Consider the following 18,876-nt stretch of genomic DNA (forward strand, 5'->3'; position numbering starts at 1 on the left):
GCGTCGGCCTCGGTCATCAGAACACCGAGTTCCAAGCATCGGAGGCCATATCGCCGACGCCTGCGCCAAGGTCCTTCACACCCTCGCCGAACTCAGCTCCGAACTCCGAGACAGCTGAACCCACCTGGGAACCGCTCCAAGCACCAACCACGCCGCCGACGATCCCACCAACGACTCCTCCCACGGCCGTTCCCACGCCGGGGGCGATGAAGGTACCGATCGACGCGCCGATCATGGCACCCCCTTTGGCTCCTGCCCAACCACCAAGAACCGACGCGCCGGCGGTGATTCCGCCGGCGCCGGTGGCGCGGGCCAATTGGTCGCCGCCGGACATCTCGGGGTGGTGCAGGGCGTCCTGTTCCCATTGACCGGCGAAGCCGTCGTAGAACGCAAGGCCCGTGCCGATACCGGTCAGGCTGCGCGCGCCCCACTTCGCCCAGCCGGGCGGCCGGATGGGCGGGTCGCGTAGCCGGCCTCTGCGTTGTGCGTCATCGGGGACGTCGTTGTCGGCGAGGAATTGACGGAGTACGAGGTCGTCGGCGGTGGTTCGAGGAATGAGCAGGCCGCTCGGGCGCTGCGCGAACGGTCTGCCGTGGTGGTTGCCGGCTGCCGGAAGGGCGCTGCGGACCGTCTCCATCCGCGGGATCTCGAGGTCGGGTGTGGCCGTGACGTAGCCCCGGCCGTACCGAGCGAGCAGTGCTTGCGGCAGCCCAATGGTGAAGGCGCCGGTCTCGTTCGAAGAGGGGGCGGCCAGGTTGCGGTAGTCGGGGATCCAATAGCCGGCCTCCCGCATCTGCTCGAGGCCCTCGGTGGGCTTCTGGTTGAGAGCGAACCCGACCGCCTTCCCGTGAGCCCTGCCGGCCTCTTCGGCGAGGTCGCCGGCGATGTTCTCGGCCCGTGAGCGGGCGGACGGGCCACCGCCGAGCAGGTCGGAGATGTCGTCGATGGTGTTCTGCGCCTCGGTGCCGATCTGCGTGATCGCGTCGCAGGCATCGACGGTCCGCGTGCTCATCGTCATGAGCTCGTCTGGGTCGATCGCGGCCACGGAACCACGGTAGTGGGTGATGACGACGCCGTGATCAGCGGTGGATCAGTGCGGGCGGCCGACCTCGACCAGCAGTACGCCGGCCGCGATCAGCGCGATGCCCAGCATCATCGACACTGTCAGCGCGTCGCCGAAGATGAACTTCGCCAGGATCGCCACCGCGGCCACGCCCGTCGCCGCCCAGATGCCGTACGCGACCCCAACGGGCATGCCCTGCTTGAGGATGATTCCGAGCAGGCCGAACGCCGCGACGTAGCCCACGATCATCAGCACCGTGAAACCGAGGCGGGTGAAGCCTTCCGAGGCACGCAACGACATCGTCGCCGTGACCTCCGCGGCGATGGCGCCGCCGAGCAGCAGCCAGGTCATCCGTCGCCTCCGTCCGACGTCGTCGGTGGAGCAGGGGCGGGCCAGACGGCCGCGAGGATGCGCTCGAGCTGGTCGGTGTCGAACCGGTCCGGGTCGACGAGGTTGCTGAGCCACAGGCCGTCCAGGGCGAGCCGCGCGACGACGGCTCGGACGTCGCCGGGCTCGCTCTGCGCGGTGTCGATCCGGTCGAGCTCGCGCTGCAGCTCGGCCCAGGACGCCGAGACGCCGGGGTCCTCGGCGAGCGCCGCGACCAGGGCGGCGTAGTCGTGCTCACCCGGCGTGGCGGAGCATTCGTCCAGGTAGACCTGGAGCCGGTCGGCCGGCGTGGCCGGGGCGTCGTGCGTGTCGTCGCCCAGCAGCAGCGAGCGCAGATGGTCGACGTCCTCGTCCAGCAGCGCACGGATCAGGTCGAGCTTGCTGGGGAAGTGGTACATGAGGCCGCCGCGGCTGACGCCCGCTTCGCGGACGACGGCGTCGACGGTGACGGCGCCGGGGCCGTCACGTCGGGCGACCCGGCCGGCGGCCTCGATCATCGCGGCGCGACCGGACGGGCGCCCGCCAGTGCGAGTTCTCATGCCGCTAACTGTACCGTACGTACGGTACAGTTAGCGCGCTTCCGAGGCGGCCGGACGTGGACGTGTGATCGCGGGATGAGGCCCGCGAAGCGACTCGCCTGGCGGTCAGGGCGGGCATAGTGCACAATGGTGTTGTTCACCGATCCGCATCGGTTGAGGTCGCAGGGGAAGGCGTCCCTCGAACCGTAGGAGGATCCGGTGACGACACGTGGCGTCCTGTACGTCCACGCCGCTACGTCGGCGTTGTGCCCGCATATCGAGTGGGCCGCCGCCGGCGTCCTAGGCGTGCGCATAAAGCTTCAGTGGAGCCCGCAGGCGGCTTCACCCGGCACCTATCGTGCCGAGCTGTCCTGGCAAGGGGCGGCTGGCACGGGGGCGAAGCTCGCGTCCGCGTTGCGCGGGTGGATGCACCTGCGTTTCGAGGTGACCGAGGAGCCCAGCATGGGCCACGAGGGCGCCCGGTACTCCTATACCCCGAATCTCGGTGTCTTCCATGCCGTGACGGGTGTGCACGGCGACATCATGATTCCCGAGGACCGCATCAAGTCCGCCGTCCTCAGGGCGTCGCTGGGCGAGGTCGACCTCGAGGACGAGCTCCGTCGGCTGGTGGGAGCGCCGTGGGACGACGAGCTCGAACCGTTCCGGTATGCCGGTGACGGCGCACCGGTGCGATGGCTCCACCAGGTGGTCTGAGCTGCGACGATGCTTCTGCATTTGCGCTTTACCGTGCATTTCGGTGGCCGCGTACGTCCGTGCCGACAAGGGCTTCACAACGAGCCAACGGCCGGGTATGGTCACCATCAGGCACAGCGCCGAAAGACGTGGCCGCTCCGGCATCGGTGATATTCCCCGGCCCGGTGATCGGGAACTACAGCGGCCTCACCACATGCGAGCGCCCCGGACTCCTCGGAGCCCGGGGCGCTCGATCGTGTGCGCCGTGATGAACTACAGCGGAATGTTGCCGTGTCCTCCGCGACGGGCCGGCGCCTCGGCGATGGCGCTCGCCAGTGCCGAGCGGGTGGCGTCGGGCTGCGCGACCTCGTCCACCACGCCGAGCTCCATCGCCCGGTCGACGCCGCCGGCGATCTGCTCGTGCTCTTCGGCCAGCTCGGCCTCGACCTGCGGGCGCAGTTCCGGCGCCACTTCGGCCAGCTTGCGCCGGTGCAGGATGCGCACCGCGGCGACGGCGCCCATGACGGCGACCTCCGCGGTCGGCCAGGCGACGACCCGGGTGGCGCCCAGGGCACGCGAGTTCATCGCGATGTACGCGCCGCCATAGGCCTTGCGGGTCACCAGCGTGACCCTCGGAACGGTGGCCTCGGCGAAGGCGTGCAGCAGCTTGGCGCCGCGGCGGACGACGCCGTCCCACTCCTGACCGACGCCGGGCAGGTAGCCGGGCACGTCGACGACCACGACGAGCGGCACGCCGAACGCGTCGCACATCCGCACGAACCGGGCGGCCTTCTCCGCCGACGTGGAGTCGAGGCAGCCCCCGAGACGCAGCGGATTGTTCGCGATGACGCCGACGGTGCGGCCGCCGAAGCGCCCCAGCGTGGTGGTGATGTTCGGCGCCCACTTCGGATGCAGCTCGAGGCCCGTGTCGTCGTCGAGCAGGTCGGTGACGATCGGATGCACGTCGTAGGCGCGTTTCGCCGACTCCGGCAGGTTCGCGCCGAGATCCACGTCGGTGATCCCGGCCGGGTCGATCTCGCCCTGCGATCCGAGCAGCGAGCCCAGATGACGCGCACGGTCCAGCGCCTCGCGTTCGGTGCTGCTGACGACGTGCACGACGCCGGAGCGGCGCCCGTGCGGCTCCGGGCCGCCGAGACGGAGCATGTCGACGTCCTCGCCGGTCACCGACCGGACCACGTCCGGACCGGTGACGAAGACCCGGCCCTCGGGGCCGAGGATGACGATGTCGGTCAGCGCCGGGCCGTAGGCCGCGCCACCGGCGGCCGGTCCCAGCACGACCGACAGTTGCGGGATCCGCCCGGACGCCCGGGTCATGATCTCGAAGATCTGGCCGACCGAATGCAGCGACAGCACGCCTTCCGCCAGCCGGGCCCCACCGGAGTGCCACAGCCCGATGATCGGCACACCGTCGTCGAGAGCCCGCTCGTAGGCATCGACGACCACCCTGCAGCCGTCGGCGCCCATGGCACCGCCCATCACCGTGGCGTCGGAGCAGAACGCCACCACGGGCGTGCCGTGCACCGTACCGGTGGCGGCGAGCATGCCGCTGCGGTCGTCCGCGCTGACGAGTTCGATCGAGTCCGGGTCCAGCAGAGCGGAGAGGCGGTGGTTGGGGTTGCGGGGGTCCTGCTCGCGCGGTGGTCGGGAAGGCTCAGCGGGCTTGTCCGCAGTGGCGCGGGTGTCGTCCGGTCGGTCGGCCAGAGCGGTCATCAGGTCCTCCTGAAGGCGAGGACGACGTTGTGCCCGCCGAAGCCGAACGCGTTCGTCAGGGCTCCCGGAGGGCCGTCGTCGAGCTTGCGCGGTTCGGCGCGGACGACGTCGAGATCGATCTCCTCGTCGAGGTCATCGACGTTGATCGTGGGCGGCACCAGACGGTTGTGCAGGCTGAGGATGGTCGTCAGCGCGGCGACGGCGCCGGCACCCCCCAGCAGATGCCCGATCATGGACTTCGTCGCCGTGACCGGCAACGAGCCGGTGTGCTCGCCGAACACGGCATTGAGCGCCACGGACTCGGCGATGTCGCCGACCGGTGTGGACGTGGCGTGACAGTTCACGTGGCTGACGTCGGTGATGTCCATCGTGGCGTCGGCCAGCGCCTTCCGGGTGGCCGCGATGATCCCCTGGCCGCCCGGGTCCGACTGTGCGATGTGATGCGCGTCGGCGCTCATGCCGGCACCGGCGACCTCGGCGTAGATGCGGGCACCACGTGCCTCGGCGTGCTCGGCGGACTCGAGCACCAGCAGCGCGCCACCCTCGCCGAGCACGAACCCGTCGCGGTTCTTGTCGAACGGACGGCTGACCAGTGTGGGGTCGTCGTCACGCTTGGACAGGGCCATCATGTTGGCGAACGCCGCGACCGGCAGCGGCGAGATGACCGCCTCGCTCCCGCCGGCCACCACCACGTCGGCCCGGCCCAGCCGGATCATGTCCAGTGCGTTCGCGATGGCCTCGGAGCTGGACGAGCACGCACTGACCGGCGTGTGCGCACCGGCGCGCGCCCGCAGGTCGAGGCTGACGTTGGCCGCCGGGCTGTTCGGCATCAGCATCGGGATGGCCAGCGGCGAGACCTTGCGCGGGCCGGTGTCGCGGAGGTGGTCGTAATTGGACAGCAACGTGGTGAGCCCGCCGATACCGGAGGCGCAGACCACGCCGAGCCGGTCCGGGTCGACCCCCGCCTCTTCGGCGTCCCCCTCGAAGCCCGCGTCCGCCCACGCCTGCCGAGCGGCGATCATCGCGAACTGCGCGGACCTGTCGAGCTTGCGCGCCTCGACGCGGGGGAGCACCTCGGAGGGGTCGACGGCTGCCGGAGCGCCGATGCGCACCGGCATGTCGGCGACCCACTCCTGGGTGAGCGTCCGCACGCCGGACTGACCGGCGAGCAGCGAGTCCCAGGTGGTCGCGACATCGCCCCCGACGGGCGTGGTCGCGCCGAGCCCGGTGACGACGACTCGAGCCTGGGGATGTGGCATGAGTCAGGAACCTGCCTTCTCGATGTAGGACACGGCGTCGCCGACAGTGGCCAGGTTCTTGACCTCTTCGTCGGGGATCTTCACGCCGAACTTCTCCTCGGCCGCCACCACGACCTCGACCATCGACAGCGAATCGATGTCGAGATCGTCGGTGAAGGACTTGTCGAGCTGGACGTCGTCGGCGGGGACGCCGGTGATCTCGTTCACGATCTCGGCGAGACCCGTCCGGATCTCCTCGGTGCTGGCCATCTGCTCTCTGTTCCCCTCGGTGTGTTGATTCTTGTCGGTGCGGTCCGTGGACCGCTGACGATCGTAGGGCCCGGCACGTCGTCGGGCGGGCGCCTCGTCGACATCTACGGAATGCGAATCACCTGCGCCGCATAGACGAGGCCCGCTCCGAAGCCGATGACCAGGGCGAGGTCGCCGCTGCGTACCTCGCCCGTCTCGAGCAGCCGCTCGATGGCCAGCGGTATGGACGCCGCCGAGCTGTTGCCCTGCTCGGCGATGTCGCGCGCGATGGCCACCGTGTCGGGTAGCCCCAGCTGGCGTGCCATCGCGTCGGTGATGCGCATGTTGGCCTGGTGCGGGACGAACGCGTCCAGGTCGTCGACGGTGATGCCGGCGGCCGCGAGGGCTTCCTGGGCGACCGTGGGCATCGCGTACGACGCCCACCGGAAGACCGCGTTGCCCTGCATGACCAGATGCGGCATCCGCGGCTCGGCGCTGGCCAGTACGTCGCGCCAGTCCTCGCGCTGCCGGATGTGGTCGAGGTTCTCGCCGTCGGAGCCCCAGGCCACCGGGCCGATGCCGGCTTCGTCCAGCTCGGCCGGCCCGACCACCGCGGCGCCGGCGCCGTCGGCGAACAGGAACGCGGTGGACCGGTCCGTCGAGTCGGTCAGGTCCGAGAGCCGTTCGACCCCGATGACCAGCACGTGCTCGGCGGTCCCTGCCTGGACCATGTCCGAGCCGAGCGAGAGCCCGTAGCAGAAGCCGGCGCACGCCGCCGAGATGTCGAACGCGGCGGCGTGGTCGGTGCCCAGCGCGTGCGCGATCTCGGCGGCGGCGGACGGCGTCTGGTACATGTGCGTGACGGTGGAGACGATGACGCACCCGACCTGGTCGGGCCGGACACCCGCGTGCGCCAGTGCCTTACCGGCCGCGGCGAGGCTCATGCTGACGACCGTCTCGTCGTCGGCGGCCCAGCGCCGGCTCTCGATGCCGGACCGGGTGCGGATCCACTCGTCCGAGGAGTCGATCCGTTCGACGATCTCGGAGTTCGGCACGACCCGGCTGGGGCGGTACGCGCCGAGGCCCGAGATCCGGGCTCCGCGCTGACGCCGTGCCGGTCTGATGGTTGCGCTCATCGGTCCACCACCGCCTCTGGATGCAGCCGGACCAGTGGCTGGCCCGGGGCGACCGGGTCGCCGTCCTCGACCAGCCACTCCACGACTGTGCCGCCGTGCCCGGCGGTGACGTCGAGCGTGTCGCGCAGTGAGCTGACGGTGCCGACGGCGGTGCCGGCCGGGAGCCGGTCGCCGACACCGGCGCCGGACGTCGTGAACGTGCCCTTCATGGGTGCGACGACGAGGCGCCAGGACGGGCTCGCCGACATCGGGCTCGGCTGGCCGTGGCGCTCCACGAAGTCGCGCGCGTCGTCGAGCTGGTCCGGCGTCTTCAGCGAGAACGTCTCGACGTCCGTAAGCCCGCGCTTCGCGAGCCCGGTCAGGGTGCCTGCCGGCGGCATCTCGAGCAGGCCGGTGACGCCGAGATCGACCATGGCCTGCTGGCACAGATCCCAGCGGACCGGCTTGGAGACCTGTGCGACCAGCCGGTCGAGCACGTCGCGTCCGTCGTGCACGACGTGGCCGTCGGCGTTGGACAGCAGCCGGGTGCGCGGGTCGTGGGTACTGATGGCTGACGCGTGCCGGCGCAGCAGGTCGACCGCCGGTGCCATGTGCTCGGTGTGGAACGCGCCCGCCACGGACAGCGGCCGCAACCGGGCACCTTCCGGCGGGTCCGCCGCCAGCGCGTCGAGCTGTTCGCGGGTGCCGGCCGCGACGACCTGCCCGGAGCCGTTGACGTTCGCCGGCGTCAGCCCGTGCCGCTTGAGCACGCCCACGACGTCGTCCAAGTCCCCGCCGAGGACAGCGGTCATGCCGGTCGGCGTGGCGGCCGACGCCTCGGCCATGGCCCGGCCGCGTTCGCGGACGAACACCATGGCCTGCTCGGCGGTGATGACGCGCGCGCCGGCGGCCGCGGTGATCTCGCCGACGCTGTGCCCGGCCACGGCGCCGACGGTGGCGAACGCGTCGGCCGGATGTGGGAACAGTGCCAGGGCGCCCACCAGGCCGGAGGCGACCAGCAAGGGCTGGGCCACCGCCGTGTCGCGGATGGTTTCGGCGTCGGCGTCGGTGCCGTAGTGCGCCAGATCGAGGTTCGCGACGGCGGAGAGCCAGTCGATGCGCGCAGCGAAGTCCGGGTCCTCCAGCCACGGGGCGAGGAACCCGGGTGTCTGAGAGCCTTGACCGGGAGCAACAATGACCAGCACCCTTCAACCTTGGCGGCTACCGGCCCGTAACGGGGGTCGGGTCCGGTCACAAGGTCGTCCCACCAACTTTGGGTGTTTCCCACAACCTCCCCACCACCGAAAATGATCACGTCCCGCATGGAATTCCCTGCGTCACCACCCGTGCATGCCTCGTGATGCGTGGAAACGCCTGGTGACGGCCGCGCGAAGAGGTGGTGAACCGCCGGTGTGACGACGTCGACGGCGCGCCGCTACGGGCCGCCGGTCAGTCCAGCGTCGGTGACTCGATCCGCCCGACCGTGAGGGCCAGCCGCAGCGTGTACGAGTCGCGCGGGTCCGTCGGCATCAGCCCGACGACGTCGGAGACCCGCCGCAGCCGGTACCGCACCGTGTTCGGGTGCACGAACAGCAGCCGCGCCGCCGCCTCCACCGACGCACCGGTCTCGAGGTATGCCGCCAGCGTCTCGAGGATCACCGGCCCGGCTTCGGCGATCGGCGTGTAGAACTCGCTGACCAGCTCGTGCAGCGCCTCCTCGTCGCCGGCCAGGGCGCGTTCGGGCAGCAACGCCGTCGCCGCGACCGGCCGTGGTGCGTCCGGCCACCCCGGAGCGGCGAGCAGCCCGGACACTGCGGGCCGTGCCGACGTGGCCGCGGACACCAGGTCCGGCACCAGCGGCCCGACGACGACCGGTCCCGGCCCGAAATGGGTGACGACGGCAGAGGCCGCGGTGACCGGGTCGTCGACTCGGCCGAGGACGGCGACCAGCCGGTCACCCTGACCGCCCGTGAGCACGTCGTAGCCGGCGTGACGGGCACTGCGGCGGATCTCGTCGGCCATGGTGGCGTCGTCGGCCGGACGGGGCCGCCCGATGATGACGGCGACGCCGCTCTGTGCCGTCCAGCCCAGCGCGGACGCGCGAGAGCGCACGTCGGCGTCCACCTCACCGCGCAGCAGCGAGTCGACGACGGTCGCCTCGAGCCGGGCGTCCCACGTCCCGCGGGCCTCGGCGTAGCGTGCGTACACGTGCGCGGCCGAGAACGCGACCTCACGCGAGTAGCGCAGCACGCCTTCGCGCACCGCCGGGGCGTCCTTCTCGCCGACGACGTCGGACACGCTCTCCTCGACCACCTCGATGGCCACCCGGACGACCTCGACGGTCTGCTGCAGGCTGATCGCGCGGATCAGGTCGCGTGGTGCGGTGCCGAACACGTCGGCGGTCGGGGTGGGACGTGAGTCGGCGGCGTTGCGGTACCAGTCGACGAACGCGGCGATGCCGGCCTGGATGACCAGGCCCACCCAGGAGCGCTGTTCGGCCGGCATGGCGCGGTACCAGCTGAGTTGCTCTTCCATCCGCGCGATCGCGGCCGTGGCGAGCCTGCCGGTGGCCCGCTCGAGCAGGTGCACGGTCCGCGCATGCGGGCTCGCGTCCGGGCCGCCGTTCGGGCCCGCGTCCGAGGGATGGGGCATGCTCGGCAGGGTACGCGGCCGGATGCCGAGACCGACATGTGCCCGGTTGTGGTGACCGGACAATTCGGCGACACCGTCCCGCTAGGCTTGCGAGGTATGGTCAGCACCCCCGGTCGGCGCGACGCCGCCGTGTTCCGCCCGGACGTCGTCGTCATCCGGGCGGACGAGCGGTTCGTGACGGCGGCGGACGGCATCGTGTCGCGGCACTCGTTCTCGTTCGGGTCGCACTACGACCCGGGTAACGTCGGGTTCGGCCTGCTCATCATGTCCAACGACGACGTGGTAGAGGCGGGCGCCGGCTACGCCACGCACCCGCACCGCGACGTCGAGATCGTCACCTGGGTGCTCGAGGGTGAACTGGCGCACCAGGACAGCAGCGGAGACGCCGGCGCCGTCCGTTCCGGGCAGGTGCAGCGGATGAGCGCCGGGCGCGGCATCCGGCATTCCGAGTTCAACGCGGCCACCGGCCGTGCGGGTGCCCTGCGGTTCGTGCAGATGTGGCTGCCGCCGGACGCGGCAGGTGCCGACCCCGCATACGCACAGCGGGACGTTGTGGCGGACCTGATCGGCGGCGACCTGGTGCCGGTGGTTAGTGGCCTGCGACGGTATCCGGACGCGGCTGTCGGGGTCGGGCAGTCGGCGGCGGCCATGCACGTCGCCCGTCCCGGCGCCGGTGCCTCGGTGACGCTGCCGAACGCGCCGTTCGTCCACGTCTACGTCACGCGCGGCGCGGTCGACGTGGACGACGCCGGCGATGCACCCGTCCGGCTGGGGGAGGGCGACGCCGTCCGGCTCACCGACGAGGGCGGTCGCGGCGTACGGGCGGTGTCCGACGCCGAGATCGTCCTGTGGGAGATGCACGCCCTGGCGGGTGTTGGCTGACCCGAGGCGGCGGATCGGCGTCCCGACTCACGGTGTGTGCACCGTACACATGTCGTGAGCCGCCCGCGCCAGCCGCTTGTCGTGTGTGAGCAGCGGGACGTCGAACGTCTCGGCGAGTACGACGTAGGCGGCGTCGTAGGCGGAGATGTTGTGCCGCAGCGCCCAGATCCGGAGGAGTGCGGCGGGCGTCGGCGCGCTGTAGTCGATCTGTGCCGACGCCAACGTGTCCGCGTGCTCCTCCGCCGCGGCGGAGGAGATGTCGCCGCACCTCGCGTGTTTGGCGAGGGCGCGCAGGACCTCGATGGGCATGTGCGTGGGTGCGACCCAGTGCGGATCCTCGGTGAGGCGGCTGCGGCTCGCGTCACCGCTGGGTGAGCTGTCGGCGAGCGCGGCGACCATGACGCTGGCGTCGACGACGATCACTTTTCGGGGCCGTCGCGTCCCGCGCGGATGGTCTCGACGATCTCGTCGACGTCGAGGGGGGTGCGCTGCGAGGCGCGTTCGTCGAACACGTGACGGTTCCGGCTGAGGCGAGCCTCACGGCTGATGACCTCGAGTAAGTACGCCTGCATCGACTTGCCCCGTTCCGCCGCGACCGAAGCGAGCGTGTCGCGGACCTCGTCCGGAACGTCACGGATCTGCAGCGCCACCGTCATGCATGCATATTACATGCATGGCCCGGATGATCGCCATACGCCGGACGTCAGGACTCGCCGCCGGCCTCCTCCGCCGTGGTCGCGGTGACGTCGTCGATGTTGTAGCGCTCGTGCGCCTGCTTGACCACGTCCCAGCCGATCTCACCGCGCCGGGCGAGCAGCGTGAGGACGTTCACCACGATCGACTGAGCGTCGACCTTGAAGTGCCGGCGCAGCGCCGCGCGGGTGTCGGAAAGCCCGAACCCGTCGGTGCCCAGCGAGGCCCACTCGACCGGTACGTACGGCGCGATCTGGTCCTGGACCGCCCGGAGATAGTCGCTGACGCCCACGACCGGCCCGTGGGCGTCCTGGAGCCGCTGCGTGACGTACGGGACCCGGGGCTGATCCTCCGGATGCATGAGGTTCCACTCGTCCGCGGCCAACGCCTCTCGGCGCAGCTCGTTCCAGGACGTCACCGACCAGACGTCGGCGGCGATCTCCCATTCGTCGGCGAGACGACGCTGTGCCTCGAGCGCCCAGTTCATGGCGACACCGGAAGCGAGGATCTGCGCGTGCGGGACCTTGTCGCCCGGGGCGACCTCCATCGGCTGATACAGGTACATGCCCTTGAGCAGGCCGTCCACGTCGAGGTCGTCGGGTTCGGCCGGCTGGACGTACGGCTCGTTGTACACCGTCAGGTAGTAGTAGACGGTCTCGGGCTCGTCGCCGTACATCCGGCGCAGCCCGTCGCGGACGATGTGCCCGATCTCGAAGCCCCACGCCGGGTCGTAGTGCACGACTGCCGGGTTGGTCGAGGCGAGCAGCACCGAGTGCCCGTCCTCGTGCTGCAGGCCCTCACCGTTCAGTGTGGTGCGCCCGGCCGTGGCGCCGAGCATGAACCCGCGCGCCATCTGGTCGGCGGCGGCCCAGAGACCGTCGCCGGTGCGCTGGAAACCGAACATCGAGTAGAAGATGTAGATCGGGATCATCGGGACGCCGTGGGTGGCGTAGGACGTACCGGCGGCGGTCCAGGAGGCCACCGAGCCGGCCTCGTTGATGCCCTCGTGCAGGATCTGCCCGTCCGTGGACTCCTTGTAGGACAGGAACTGCTCGCGGTCGACGGCGGTGTACGTCTGCCCGTGCGGCGAGTAGATCTTCAGCGTCGGGAACAGTGAGTCCATGCCGAAGGTGCGGGCCTCGTCGGGGATGATCGGAACCAGCCGGTCGCCGATCTCGGGGTCCTTGAGGAGGTCCTTGAGCAGCCGGACGAAGGCCATCGTCGTCGCCACCTCCTGCTTGCCCGAACCACGCCTGGCTACCTCGTAGACCTTGTCGCCGGGCAGCACCAGCGGCTTCGCGTTCGTGCGGCGTTCCGGAAGGTAACCGCCGAGCTTGGAGCGGCGCTCCATCATGTACGCGTGCTCGTCGGAGTCGGTGCCCGGGTGGAAGTACGGCGGGTTGTAGACGTCCTCGAGCTCGGAGTCGGGGATCTCCATGTACAGGCGGTCCCGGAACTGTTTGAGGTCGTCGCCGGTCAGCTTCTTCATCTGGTGCGTGGCGTTACGCGCCTCGAAGTGCGAGCCCAGCGTCCAGCCCTTGATCGTCTTCGCGAGGATCACGGTGGGCTGCCCCGTGTGCTCGGTCGCGGCCTTGTAGGCGGCGTAGAGCTTGTGATAGTCGTGCCCGCCGCGCTTGAGACCCCAGATCTCGTCGTCGGACATGTTCTCGACCATCTTGCGGGTGCGCTGGTCGCGGCCGAAGAAGTGCTCGCGGACGTACGCGCCCGACTCGGCCTTGTAGGTCTGGTAGTCGCCGTCCGGCGTGACGTTCATCAGGTTGACCAGTGCGCCGTCGGTGTCCGCCGCGAGCAGCGGGTCCCACTCGCGCCCCCAGATGACCTTGATGACGTTCCAGCCGGCGCCACGGAACAGCGACTCCATCTCCTGGATGATCTTGCCGTTGCCGCGGACCGGGCCGTCGAGACGCTGCAGGTTGCAGTTGACGACGAAGGTGAGATTGTCGAGCTCCTCACGCGCGGCCGCGCCGATGGCGCCGACGGTCTCGGGCTCGTCCATCTCGCCGTCGCCGAGGAACGCCCAGACGTGCTGCCTGCTGGTGTCGGACAGGCCACGGTTGTGCAGGTAGCGGTTGAACCGCGCCTGATAGATGGCCGAGATCGGACCCAGCCCCATGGACACCGTCGGGAACTCCCAGAAGTCCGGCATCAGCCGCGGGTGTGGGTACGACGGCAGCCCGCCGCCGGGCCCCGCGTGCGAGAGCTCCTGGCGGAAGCCGTCGAGCTGGTTCTCGGTGAGGCGGCCCTCGAGATACGCGCGGGCGTACATGCCGGGGGATGCGTGGCCCTGAAAGAAGATCTGGTCGCCGCCGCCGGAATCGTCCTTGCCGCGGAAGAAGTGGTTGAACCCCACCTCGTAGAGGCTTGCCGACGACGCATAGGTGGAGATGTGCCCGCCCACACCGACCCCGGGGCGCTGGGCGCGCTGGACCATCATGGCGGCGTTCCAGCGGACGTAGGCGCGGATGCGGCGCTCCACGTACTCGTCACCGGGGAACCACGGCTCCGCCTCCGGTGGGATCGAGTTGATGTAGTCGGTGTTGCGCAGGCTGGGGACCCCGACCTGACGTTCCTGGGCACGCTGCAGCAGCGCCAGCATCAGATAGCGCGCGCGGTTGCGCCCGCCGTGTTCGATGGCGGCGTCGAGCGATTCCAGCCACTCCGCGGTCTCCTCGGTGTCGATGTCCGGGAGCTGGCTCGGGAGTCCGTTGGTGATGATCGGCGAGCGGTCTGCAGCCACGACGATCCCTTCGTGGGTGGTCTGGGGACGCCGGATGTGAGCGTCGAGCGTTCTACGGTGTCGTCCTCCTATCCTGCTCGCTCCGACGCACTACGTCACACCCGGGTTCCCGGCTGTGGACGACACGCGCGCAGGAGCAGCCCAGCCGAACCGCCGAACCCCCGGCGTGTCAGGCTTTCTCTTACGGGTCCACTTGCGTATTCGCGCATGCTTGGGTGGACTACACCACGACGGTAGGCAGACGGTTGGCAGACTGCGTACCGAACACTGAAGCGAGGAGGACGATCGGTGGGCCAGATCGCGGGCCACTCGGACCAGAACGACGGACCGGCCGCCCGGCTCGGATTCCGCCCATCCCAGGTGGTCCAGGAGCTCGGCTGGGACGAAGACGCGGATGACGACCTGCGTATCGACATCGAGGACGTCACTGGTAACGAGCTGACGGACGAGAGTTCGGGCGAGGTGGCCGACGCCGTCCTGCAGTGGTGGCGTGACGACGACGGTGACCTGGCGGACGCCCTCGTCGACGCCACCAGAGATCTCGCTGCCGGTGGAGTGGTGTGGTTGCTGACACCCAAGGTGGGTCGTGACGGCCACGTCGAAGCCAGCGACATCGCCGACGCGGCGCTCACCGCCGGGTTGTCGACGACGACGACGGTTTCGGCCACAGAGGAGTGGTCGGGGACCAAACTGGTCGCGCCCAAGGGGTCGAGTCGCAGGTGATCAGCGTCGGGGAGCCGGCCCCCGACTTCGAGCTGTCGGACCAGCACGGCGCCCGCGTGCGGCTGTCCGCGTTGCGCGGGCGCCCGGTGCTGCTGGTGTTCTTCCCGTTCGCCTTCACCGCCGTGTGCACCGACGAGCTGGCGGCTCTGCGCGACCATGTCGTGCCTGCGGTGGGTGGCGAGGCGGCGGTTCTCGCCGTGTCGTGCGACACCATGGTCGGCCTGCGCGTGTTCGGTGACCAGAACGGGCTGGATTTCCCGCTGCTGTCGGATTTCTGGCCGCACGGACGGGTAGCCTCGTCGTACGGCGTCTTCGACGACGACCGTGGGTGTGCCTTGCGGGGCACCTTCGTGGTCGACGCGGCCGGAGACGTCCGATGGACCGTCACCCACGCCCTACCCGAAGCCCGGGACGTCGCCGCGTACCGGCGCGTCCTGGCCGATCTCGGCGCCGCCTGAGTCGCGGAGCAGGAAGGAGTTCCCCGTGCCGTGCTATCGGTGTGGTGCCCGGCAGTCCGATCCTGCCCGGGGCGCCAATCTCTGGGTCCGCGGTGTGCGCGCGGACGAGCAGGTGCTCGTGTGCCCGGACTGCCAGCAGAGCCGTGGCTGGTCCTCCGACCTGGACCACTGTTCGGTCTGCGGCGCGACCACGCTGGTCCGGCGGCTCGGGCGGACGGTCTGCCGTTCGTGTGAGGCTTCGGCGACGGCGGAGTTCCTGGCCGTCGAGAGCACCATGGACCGAGGCATCGCCGTGCGGTCGCAGGACACCGGCCCCGGCCGGCACCGGCGCTCCGACGGCCGCGACCTGTCGGCCGACGTGGCCACCGCGATCGACCGGGTGCTCGGGCGTGCGGAGGCGAGCTCCGACGACGCTCCGCCGCAGGTGACGACGGAGGAACAGGAACGCGTGCCACCCGACGGCGCCGCCTAGTTCAGGACACGGCCCGTGCTGTGCCCACGATTGTGGGGCACGGCCGCGGTGGCGGTACTCTGTGGGCTCGCATGGCCCGAGGGCGTATAGCTCAGCGGTAGAGCACTGGTCTTACAAACCAGGGGTCGCTGGTTCGAACCCAGCTGCGCCCACCCTTTGTGAACACTGTCCTGCCCGCGTGGCGCCACAGCAGACCCCGGCCGCCGTCGCGCGGCCTTTTTAATCCAAGGATTCGGATTCGATCCCACCCCGGCGGTCACCCTTCCAACGTGATCGTCAGCGACTCATGATGATCTTCGGCAGTCGGCGACTGTCCGCGCTACGTCAGGTCTGATCACCGGGAATTATGCAATCTCTCACGTTGGAGATGAAGTCACACGGTATAGGTGTTCAGCGGCTCCTTCGCCGGCGATTCGTGGTGTCGTCGAAAGGCGGACGGACGTCGTCGCGTGGTGAGCCGCAATTGTTGGAATCTGCTCGTGGATGCCGGAGTTCGTGGCTAGAGTGTGTTTGTGGCCGCCGCAGACGCCGCAGGGTGGGGGCGTGCGCGGATACTCGAGCAGAAGCTTCGCGTTCCGCGTATGCCGGCCAGTGTTGTGCCGCGAACTCGGCTGCTTCGCGAGATCGAATCGGCGGATTCGAACGGGCACGCCGTGACCCTGGTTTCGGCGCCGGCAGGTGCCGGCAAGACCATGTTGCTCAGTCAGTTCTGGCGGAGTCTGCGCCCGGAGGGCGTGTCGGCGGCGTGGCTTTCTCTCGACGAGCACGACAACGACCCGTACGTGCTGTGGTCGGGAATCCTGCGTGCTTGCGGGCGCGCGGTCCGTGGCCTCGACACGCCGGCCGAGGTGCGGCTCGGCGCGCTGAGTCCGCCGGCCGATGGAACGTACCGGGGATTCCTCACCGCGTTCGTCGACGCGCTCGACTCGTTGCCGGGCGTGCTCTGGATCATCCTGGACGATGTGCACGTCGTTACCTCAGGCAGCGCGTTGGACGGCCTGGCGGCGCTGCTCAAGTACCGGCCGTCGACCCTTCGACTGGCTCTGGGCAGCCGCATGGATCCGCCGTTGCCGACGGCGCGGCTGCTGCTGGACGGGCATGCGTGGGCCCTGCGTGCGGCCGATCTCGCGTTCGACCGTTCCGAGGCTGATCAGCTGCTGCGCGGTCATGCGATCGAGTTGGACGAGCACGACCTGGCGGTGCTGATGGCGCGGACAGAAGGCTGGGCGGCGGGGCTGAGCCTGGCGGCGCTGTCGCTGGCGTCGCAGGACGACGTGAGCAAGTACATCGCCGGGTTCGCCGGTGACGAGCGGCCGCTGGCGGACTATCTCGTCGCGGAGGTGCTGGCCTCGTTGTCCGAGGAGACCGTGGATCTGCTGCTGGCCACGTCGGTGGCCGAGACACTGACCGCCGACCTGGCCAGCAGGCTGTCGGGCCGTGACGACGCCGGCGCGGTGCTGGCCAGGCTGGCGCGGGACAACGCGTTGGTGTATCGGGTGGGTCGTGGGCCGACGTCGTATCGCCTCCATGGCCTGCTGCGCAGCTTCCTGCTGGCCGAAGGGGCCCGGCGGAATGCGCAGGCGCAGCGCCGCCACCATCTCGTCGCGTCGGAGTGGTTCGCCGACCACCACATCCCTGGCTCGGCGCTCGATCACGCGGTGTCGGGTGAGGACTGGCCGCGGGTGGCCGAACTGGTCCACCGTGAGGGGGTACGGCTGCTGCTGGACAGTGAAGCGCCGAGCCTTCGGCGCGCCTTCCGGTCGATGCCCGAGGACGTCCTGGCCCAGCCGACAACCGCGTTGATCGGCGCACTCGCTGCGCTGGAGAAGGGGGCTCTGTCCTCGGCGCGGCGCTACATCGACCGGGTCGGGCGGCGCCCGGAGGCGCACGAGTCTCCCCGGCTGCGCCTGTTGCACGCCACGGCACTGTTGTACGAGGCGCGGCTGTGCGGTGACCGGAGCGCCCGGCTCGTGGAGCTGATCGACCTGAGTGACCGCCCGGCAGGCGCGGAGCCGGACTTGGAGCTGCTGGCCGCCGTCAACCGCGGGATCCTGCGTATCTGGTTCACCGAGTACCGCCGCGCCGAGGCGGATCTCGTGGCGGCATTGCGGATGGCCAGGCACGACGGACGAGACGCCCTCACCCTGGAGTGCCTGTGCTATCTGGCGGTGAGCGCCGCCGCCCGTGGTGACTTCGTGGCGCTGGCCGGATACTGCGACGAGGCCATCGAGTTCGCGGGCCGGAAGGGATGGTCGTCCGCAGCCCGGATGGCGCCGGTCTATCTGCTCGGCGCGGGTGTCGCGTGGCAACGCTTGGACGACACCGAGGCGGCCCGGCTGCTGTCGCTGGTCGCGACGGTCGACGCCGACCTGGAACCAGAGGTGGACCTGTCGGCCCGGCTGTTGGAGGCGTGTCTCGCCGCCGCCGAGGCGCCCAGCCGCCGGGACGCGGTCCGCCGGCTACGGCAGGCGTGGCCACCGCACGACGAACTGCGGCTGCTGCCGGTGAGCGTGAGCTCGGTCTGCCTGACAGAGCTGCAGCTGGCCCTGTCCGCGGGCGACCGGTTCGGGGCGGCCGAGGCGTTGGGCCGGGCCGAACGCGTGCTCGGCGATGCCGGGGACGTGCGGGTCATGCGTGCCCTGTTGCACGCGCGCGCCGGTCGAAAGGCCGCGGCGCGCAGTGCGCTCGGTCCGGTGCTGTCCGGCACCATCGAGTGTCACGTGGTGAGTTCGGAGATCACCGGCTGGCTACTTTCGGCACATTTCGCGGCGGAGTCGGACGAACAGGCCCGCGCACACGAGGCGCTGCTGTGTGCGCTCGACCTGGCCGCGCCGCGACAGATGTTCCGCGAGCTGATCGCGGCGTCGGCGCGGGTGAAGTCGATGCTGATCCACAACGACGGGCGGTTCGGCGAACACGACGAGTTCGTGCGGAGGGTCGTGGCCGCGACAGCGGTGCCGGACCGGGCCGTCGAGGGGGCGGCGATGGTCTCGGGGGAGGCGCTGACGGCGCGTGAGCTGGACCTGTTGCGCGACCTGCCGTCCCTGCTGTCACTCGAGGAGATCGCCGACGCCCACGTGCTCAGCGTGAACACGGTGAAGACGCATCTGAAGGCGATCTATCGGAAGTTCGACGTCGGCAGCCGTCGGCAGGCGGTCGACCGAGCACGGGAGCTGGGATTGTTGTAGACACCTCACCCGATGCGGGTGAGGCGTGGTGTGCTGGGTAGTACACACCCTGGAAC

General features: G+C 70.1%; 18 protein-coding genes and 1 tRNA gene. 7 read left to right on the forward strand and 12 right to left on the reverse strand.

The window, feature by feature from the left end; all coding sequences use genetic code 11:
• Window positions 1-16 precede the first annotated feature (16 nt).
• The 3 genes from CLV30_RS13710 to CLV30_RS13720 are packed head-to-tail and all read right to left on the reverse strand — an operon-like array spanning window position 17 to window position 1,989.
• Window positions 17-1,045: a hypothetical protein gene (locus tag CLV30_RS13710; RefSeq protein WP_106537788.1), complete on the reverse strand. Its 1,029-nt coding sequence runs from the start codon at window positions 1,043-1,045 to the stop codon at window positions 17-19.
• A 45-nt stretch (window positions 1,046-1,090) separates the two neighbouring features.
• Complete coding sequence (locus tag CLV30_RS13715; protein WP_106537789.1) at window positions 1,091-1,414, reverse strand: DMT family transporter; 324 nt, start codon at window positions 1,412-1,414, stop codon at window positions 1,091-1,093.
• A complete protein-coding gene (locus tag CLV30_RS13720; protein ID WP_106537790.1) occupies window positions 1,411-1,989 on the reverse strand; it encodes a TetR/AcrR family transcriptional regulator in 579 nt (192 codons plus the stop codon). Before CLV30_RS13720 ends, CLV30_RS13715 begins: the two co-directional genes overlap by 4 nt.
• Window positions 1,990-2,187: 198 nt before the next feature.
• Between CLV30_RS13720 and CLV30_RS13725 the strand changes: the two genes are divergently transcribed.
• The gene (locus tag CLV30_RS13725; protein ID WP_106537791.1) at window positions 2,188-2,682 is read left to right on the forward strand and encodes a DUF3145 domain-containing protein; all 495 of its coding nucleotides are present in this window, start codon (window positions 2,188-2,190) and stop codon (window positions 2,680-2,682) included.
• Between the two features lie 252 nt (window positions 2,683-2,934).
• On the opposite strand, the gene CLV30_RS13730 is transcribed toward CLV30_RS13725, so the two are convergent.
• The 6 genes from CLV30_RS13730 to CLV30_RS13755 form a co-directional block, all read right to left on the reverse strand.
• Window positions 2,935-4,392, reverse strand: a complete 1,458-nt coding sequence (locus CLV30_RS13730) for an acyl-CoA carboxylase subunit beta (protein WP_106537792.1) — start codon at window positions 4,390-4,392, stop codon at window positions 2,935-2,937.
• Window positions 4,392-5,651 carry a beta-ketoacyl-ACP synthase II gene (gene fabF / locus CLV30_RS13735; RefSeq protein ID WP_106537793.1) on the reverse strand — a complete coding sequence of 420 codons (1,260 nt, stop codon included), beginning with the start codon at window positions 5,649-5,651 and terminating at the stop codon, window positions 4,392-4,394. The genes CLV30_RS13730 and fabF overlap by 1 nt, the downstream gene beginning before the upstream one ends.
• A gap of 3 nt (window positions 5,652-5,654) precedes the next feature.
• Window positions 5,655-5,900 carry an acyl carrier protein gene (locus CLV30_RS13740; protein WP_106537794.1) on the reverse strand — a complete coding sequence of 82 codons (246 nt, stop codon included), beginning with the start codon at window positions 5,898-5,900 and terminating at the stop codon, window positions 5,655-5,657.
• 104 nt (window positions 5,901-6,004) lie between these two features.
• Complete coding sequence (locus tag CLV30_RS13745) at window positions 6,005-7,015, reverse strand: beta-ketoacyl-ACP synthase III (RefSeq protein WP_106537795.1); 1,011 nt, start codon at window positions 7,013-7,015, stop codon at window positions 6,005-6,007.
• On the reverse strand, window positions 7,012-8,199 hold the full coding sequence (locus CLV30_RS13750) for an acyltransferase domain-containing protein (RefSeq protein WP_106537796.1): 1,188 nt from the start codon (window positions 8,197-8,199) through the stop codon (window positions 7,012-7,014). The genes CLV30_RS13745 and CLV30_RS13750 overlap by 4 nt, the downstream gene beginning before the upstream one ends.
• Window positions 8,200-8,443: 244 nt before the next feature.
• A complete protein-coding gene (locus tag CLV30_RS13755) occupies window positions 8,444-9,646 on the reverse strand; it encodes a PucR family transcriptional regulator (RefSeq protein WP_106537797.1) in 1,203 nt (400 codons plus the stop codon).
• Window positions 9,647-9,742: 96 nt separating this feature from the next.
• On the opposite strand from CLV30_RS13755, the gene CLV30_RS13760 reads away from it, so the two are divergent.
• Window positions 9,743-10,528, forward strand: coding sequence for a pirin family protein (locus CLV30_RS13760; protein WP_106537798.1), 786 nt, complete (start codon window positions 9,743-9,745; stop codon window positions 10,526-10,528).
• Window positions 10,529-10,555: 27 nt separating this feature from the next.
• Here the strand turns inward: CLV30_RS13760 and CLV30_RS13765 are convergent, their stop codons facing one another.
• The 3 genes from CLV30_RS13765 to aceE are packed head-to-tail and all read right to left on the reverse strand — an operon-like array spanning window position 10,556 to window position 13,979.
• Window positions 10,556-10,951, reverse strand: coding sequence for a type II toxin-antitoxin system VapC family toxin (locus CLV30_RS13765; RefSeq protein WP_106537799.1), 396 nt, complete (start codon window positions 10,949-10,951; stop codon window positions 10,556-10,558).
• Window positions 10,948-11,184, reverse strand: a complete 237-nt coding sequence (locus CLV30_RS13770; RefSeq protein ID WP_106537800.1) for a FitA-like ribbon-helix-helix domain-containing protein — start codon at window positions 11,182-11,184, stop codon at window positions 10,948-10,950. The genes CLV30_RS13765 and CLV30_RS13770 overlap by 4 nt, the downstream gene beginning before the upstream one ends.
• A 47-nt stretch (window positions 11,185-11,231) precedes the next feature.
• Entirely contained in the window at window positions 11,232-13,979 is a 2,748-nt protein-coding gene (gene aceE, locus CLV30_RS13775) for a pyruvate dehydrogenase (acetyl-transferring), homodimeric type (RefSeq protein ID WP_106537801.1), read from the reverse strand.
• Between the two features lie 288 nt (window positions 13,980-14,267).
• Here aceE and CLV30_RS13780 point away from each other — a divergent pair, with 288 nt between their 5' ends.
• The 5 genes from CLV30_RS13780 (at window position 14,268) to CLV30_RS13800 (ending at window position 18,820) form a co-directional block, all read left to right on the forward strand.
• On the forward strand, window positions 14,268-14,702 hold the full coding sequence (locus CLV30_RS13780) for a DUF3052 domain-containing protein (protein ID WP_106537802.1): 435 nt from the start codon (window positions 14,268-14,270) through the stop codon (window positions 14,700-14,702).
• Entirely contained in the window at window positions 14,699-15,160 is a 462-nt protein-coding gene (locus tag CLV30_RS13785; protein WP_106537803.1) for a peroxiredoxin, read from the forward strand. The genes CLV30_RS13780 and CLV30_RS13785 overlap by 4 nt, the downstream gene beginning before the upstream one ends.
• 25 nt (window positions 15,161-15,185) lie before the next feature.
• A complete protein-coding gene (locus tag CLV30_RS13790; protein WP_205740854.1) occupies window positions 15,186-15,632 on the forward strand; it encodes a hypothetical protein in 447 nt (148 codons plus the stop codon).
• Window positions 15,633-15,712: 80 nt separating this feature from the next.
• Window positions 15,713-15,784 (forward strand) — tRNA-Val (locus tag CLV30_RS13795).
• 540 nt (window positions 15,785-16,324) lie between these two features.
• Window positions 16,325-18,820: a winged helix-turn-helix domain-containing protein gene (locus CLV30_RS13800; RefSeq protein ID WP_165358628.1), complete on the forward strand. Its 2,496-nt coding sequence runs from the start codon at window positions 16,325-16,327 to the stop codon at window positions 18,818-18,820.
• The last annotated feature ends 56 nt before the right edge of the window (window positions 18,821-18,876 follow it).

The sequence above is a fragment of the Haloactinopolyspora alba genome (assembly GCF_003014555.1).
Taxonomy (GTDB): Bacteria; Actinomycetota; Actinomycetes; order Jiangellales; family Jiangellaceae; genus Haloactinopolyspora; species Haloactinopolyspora alba.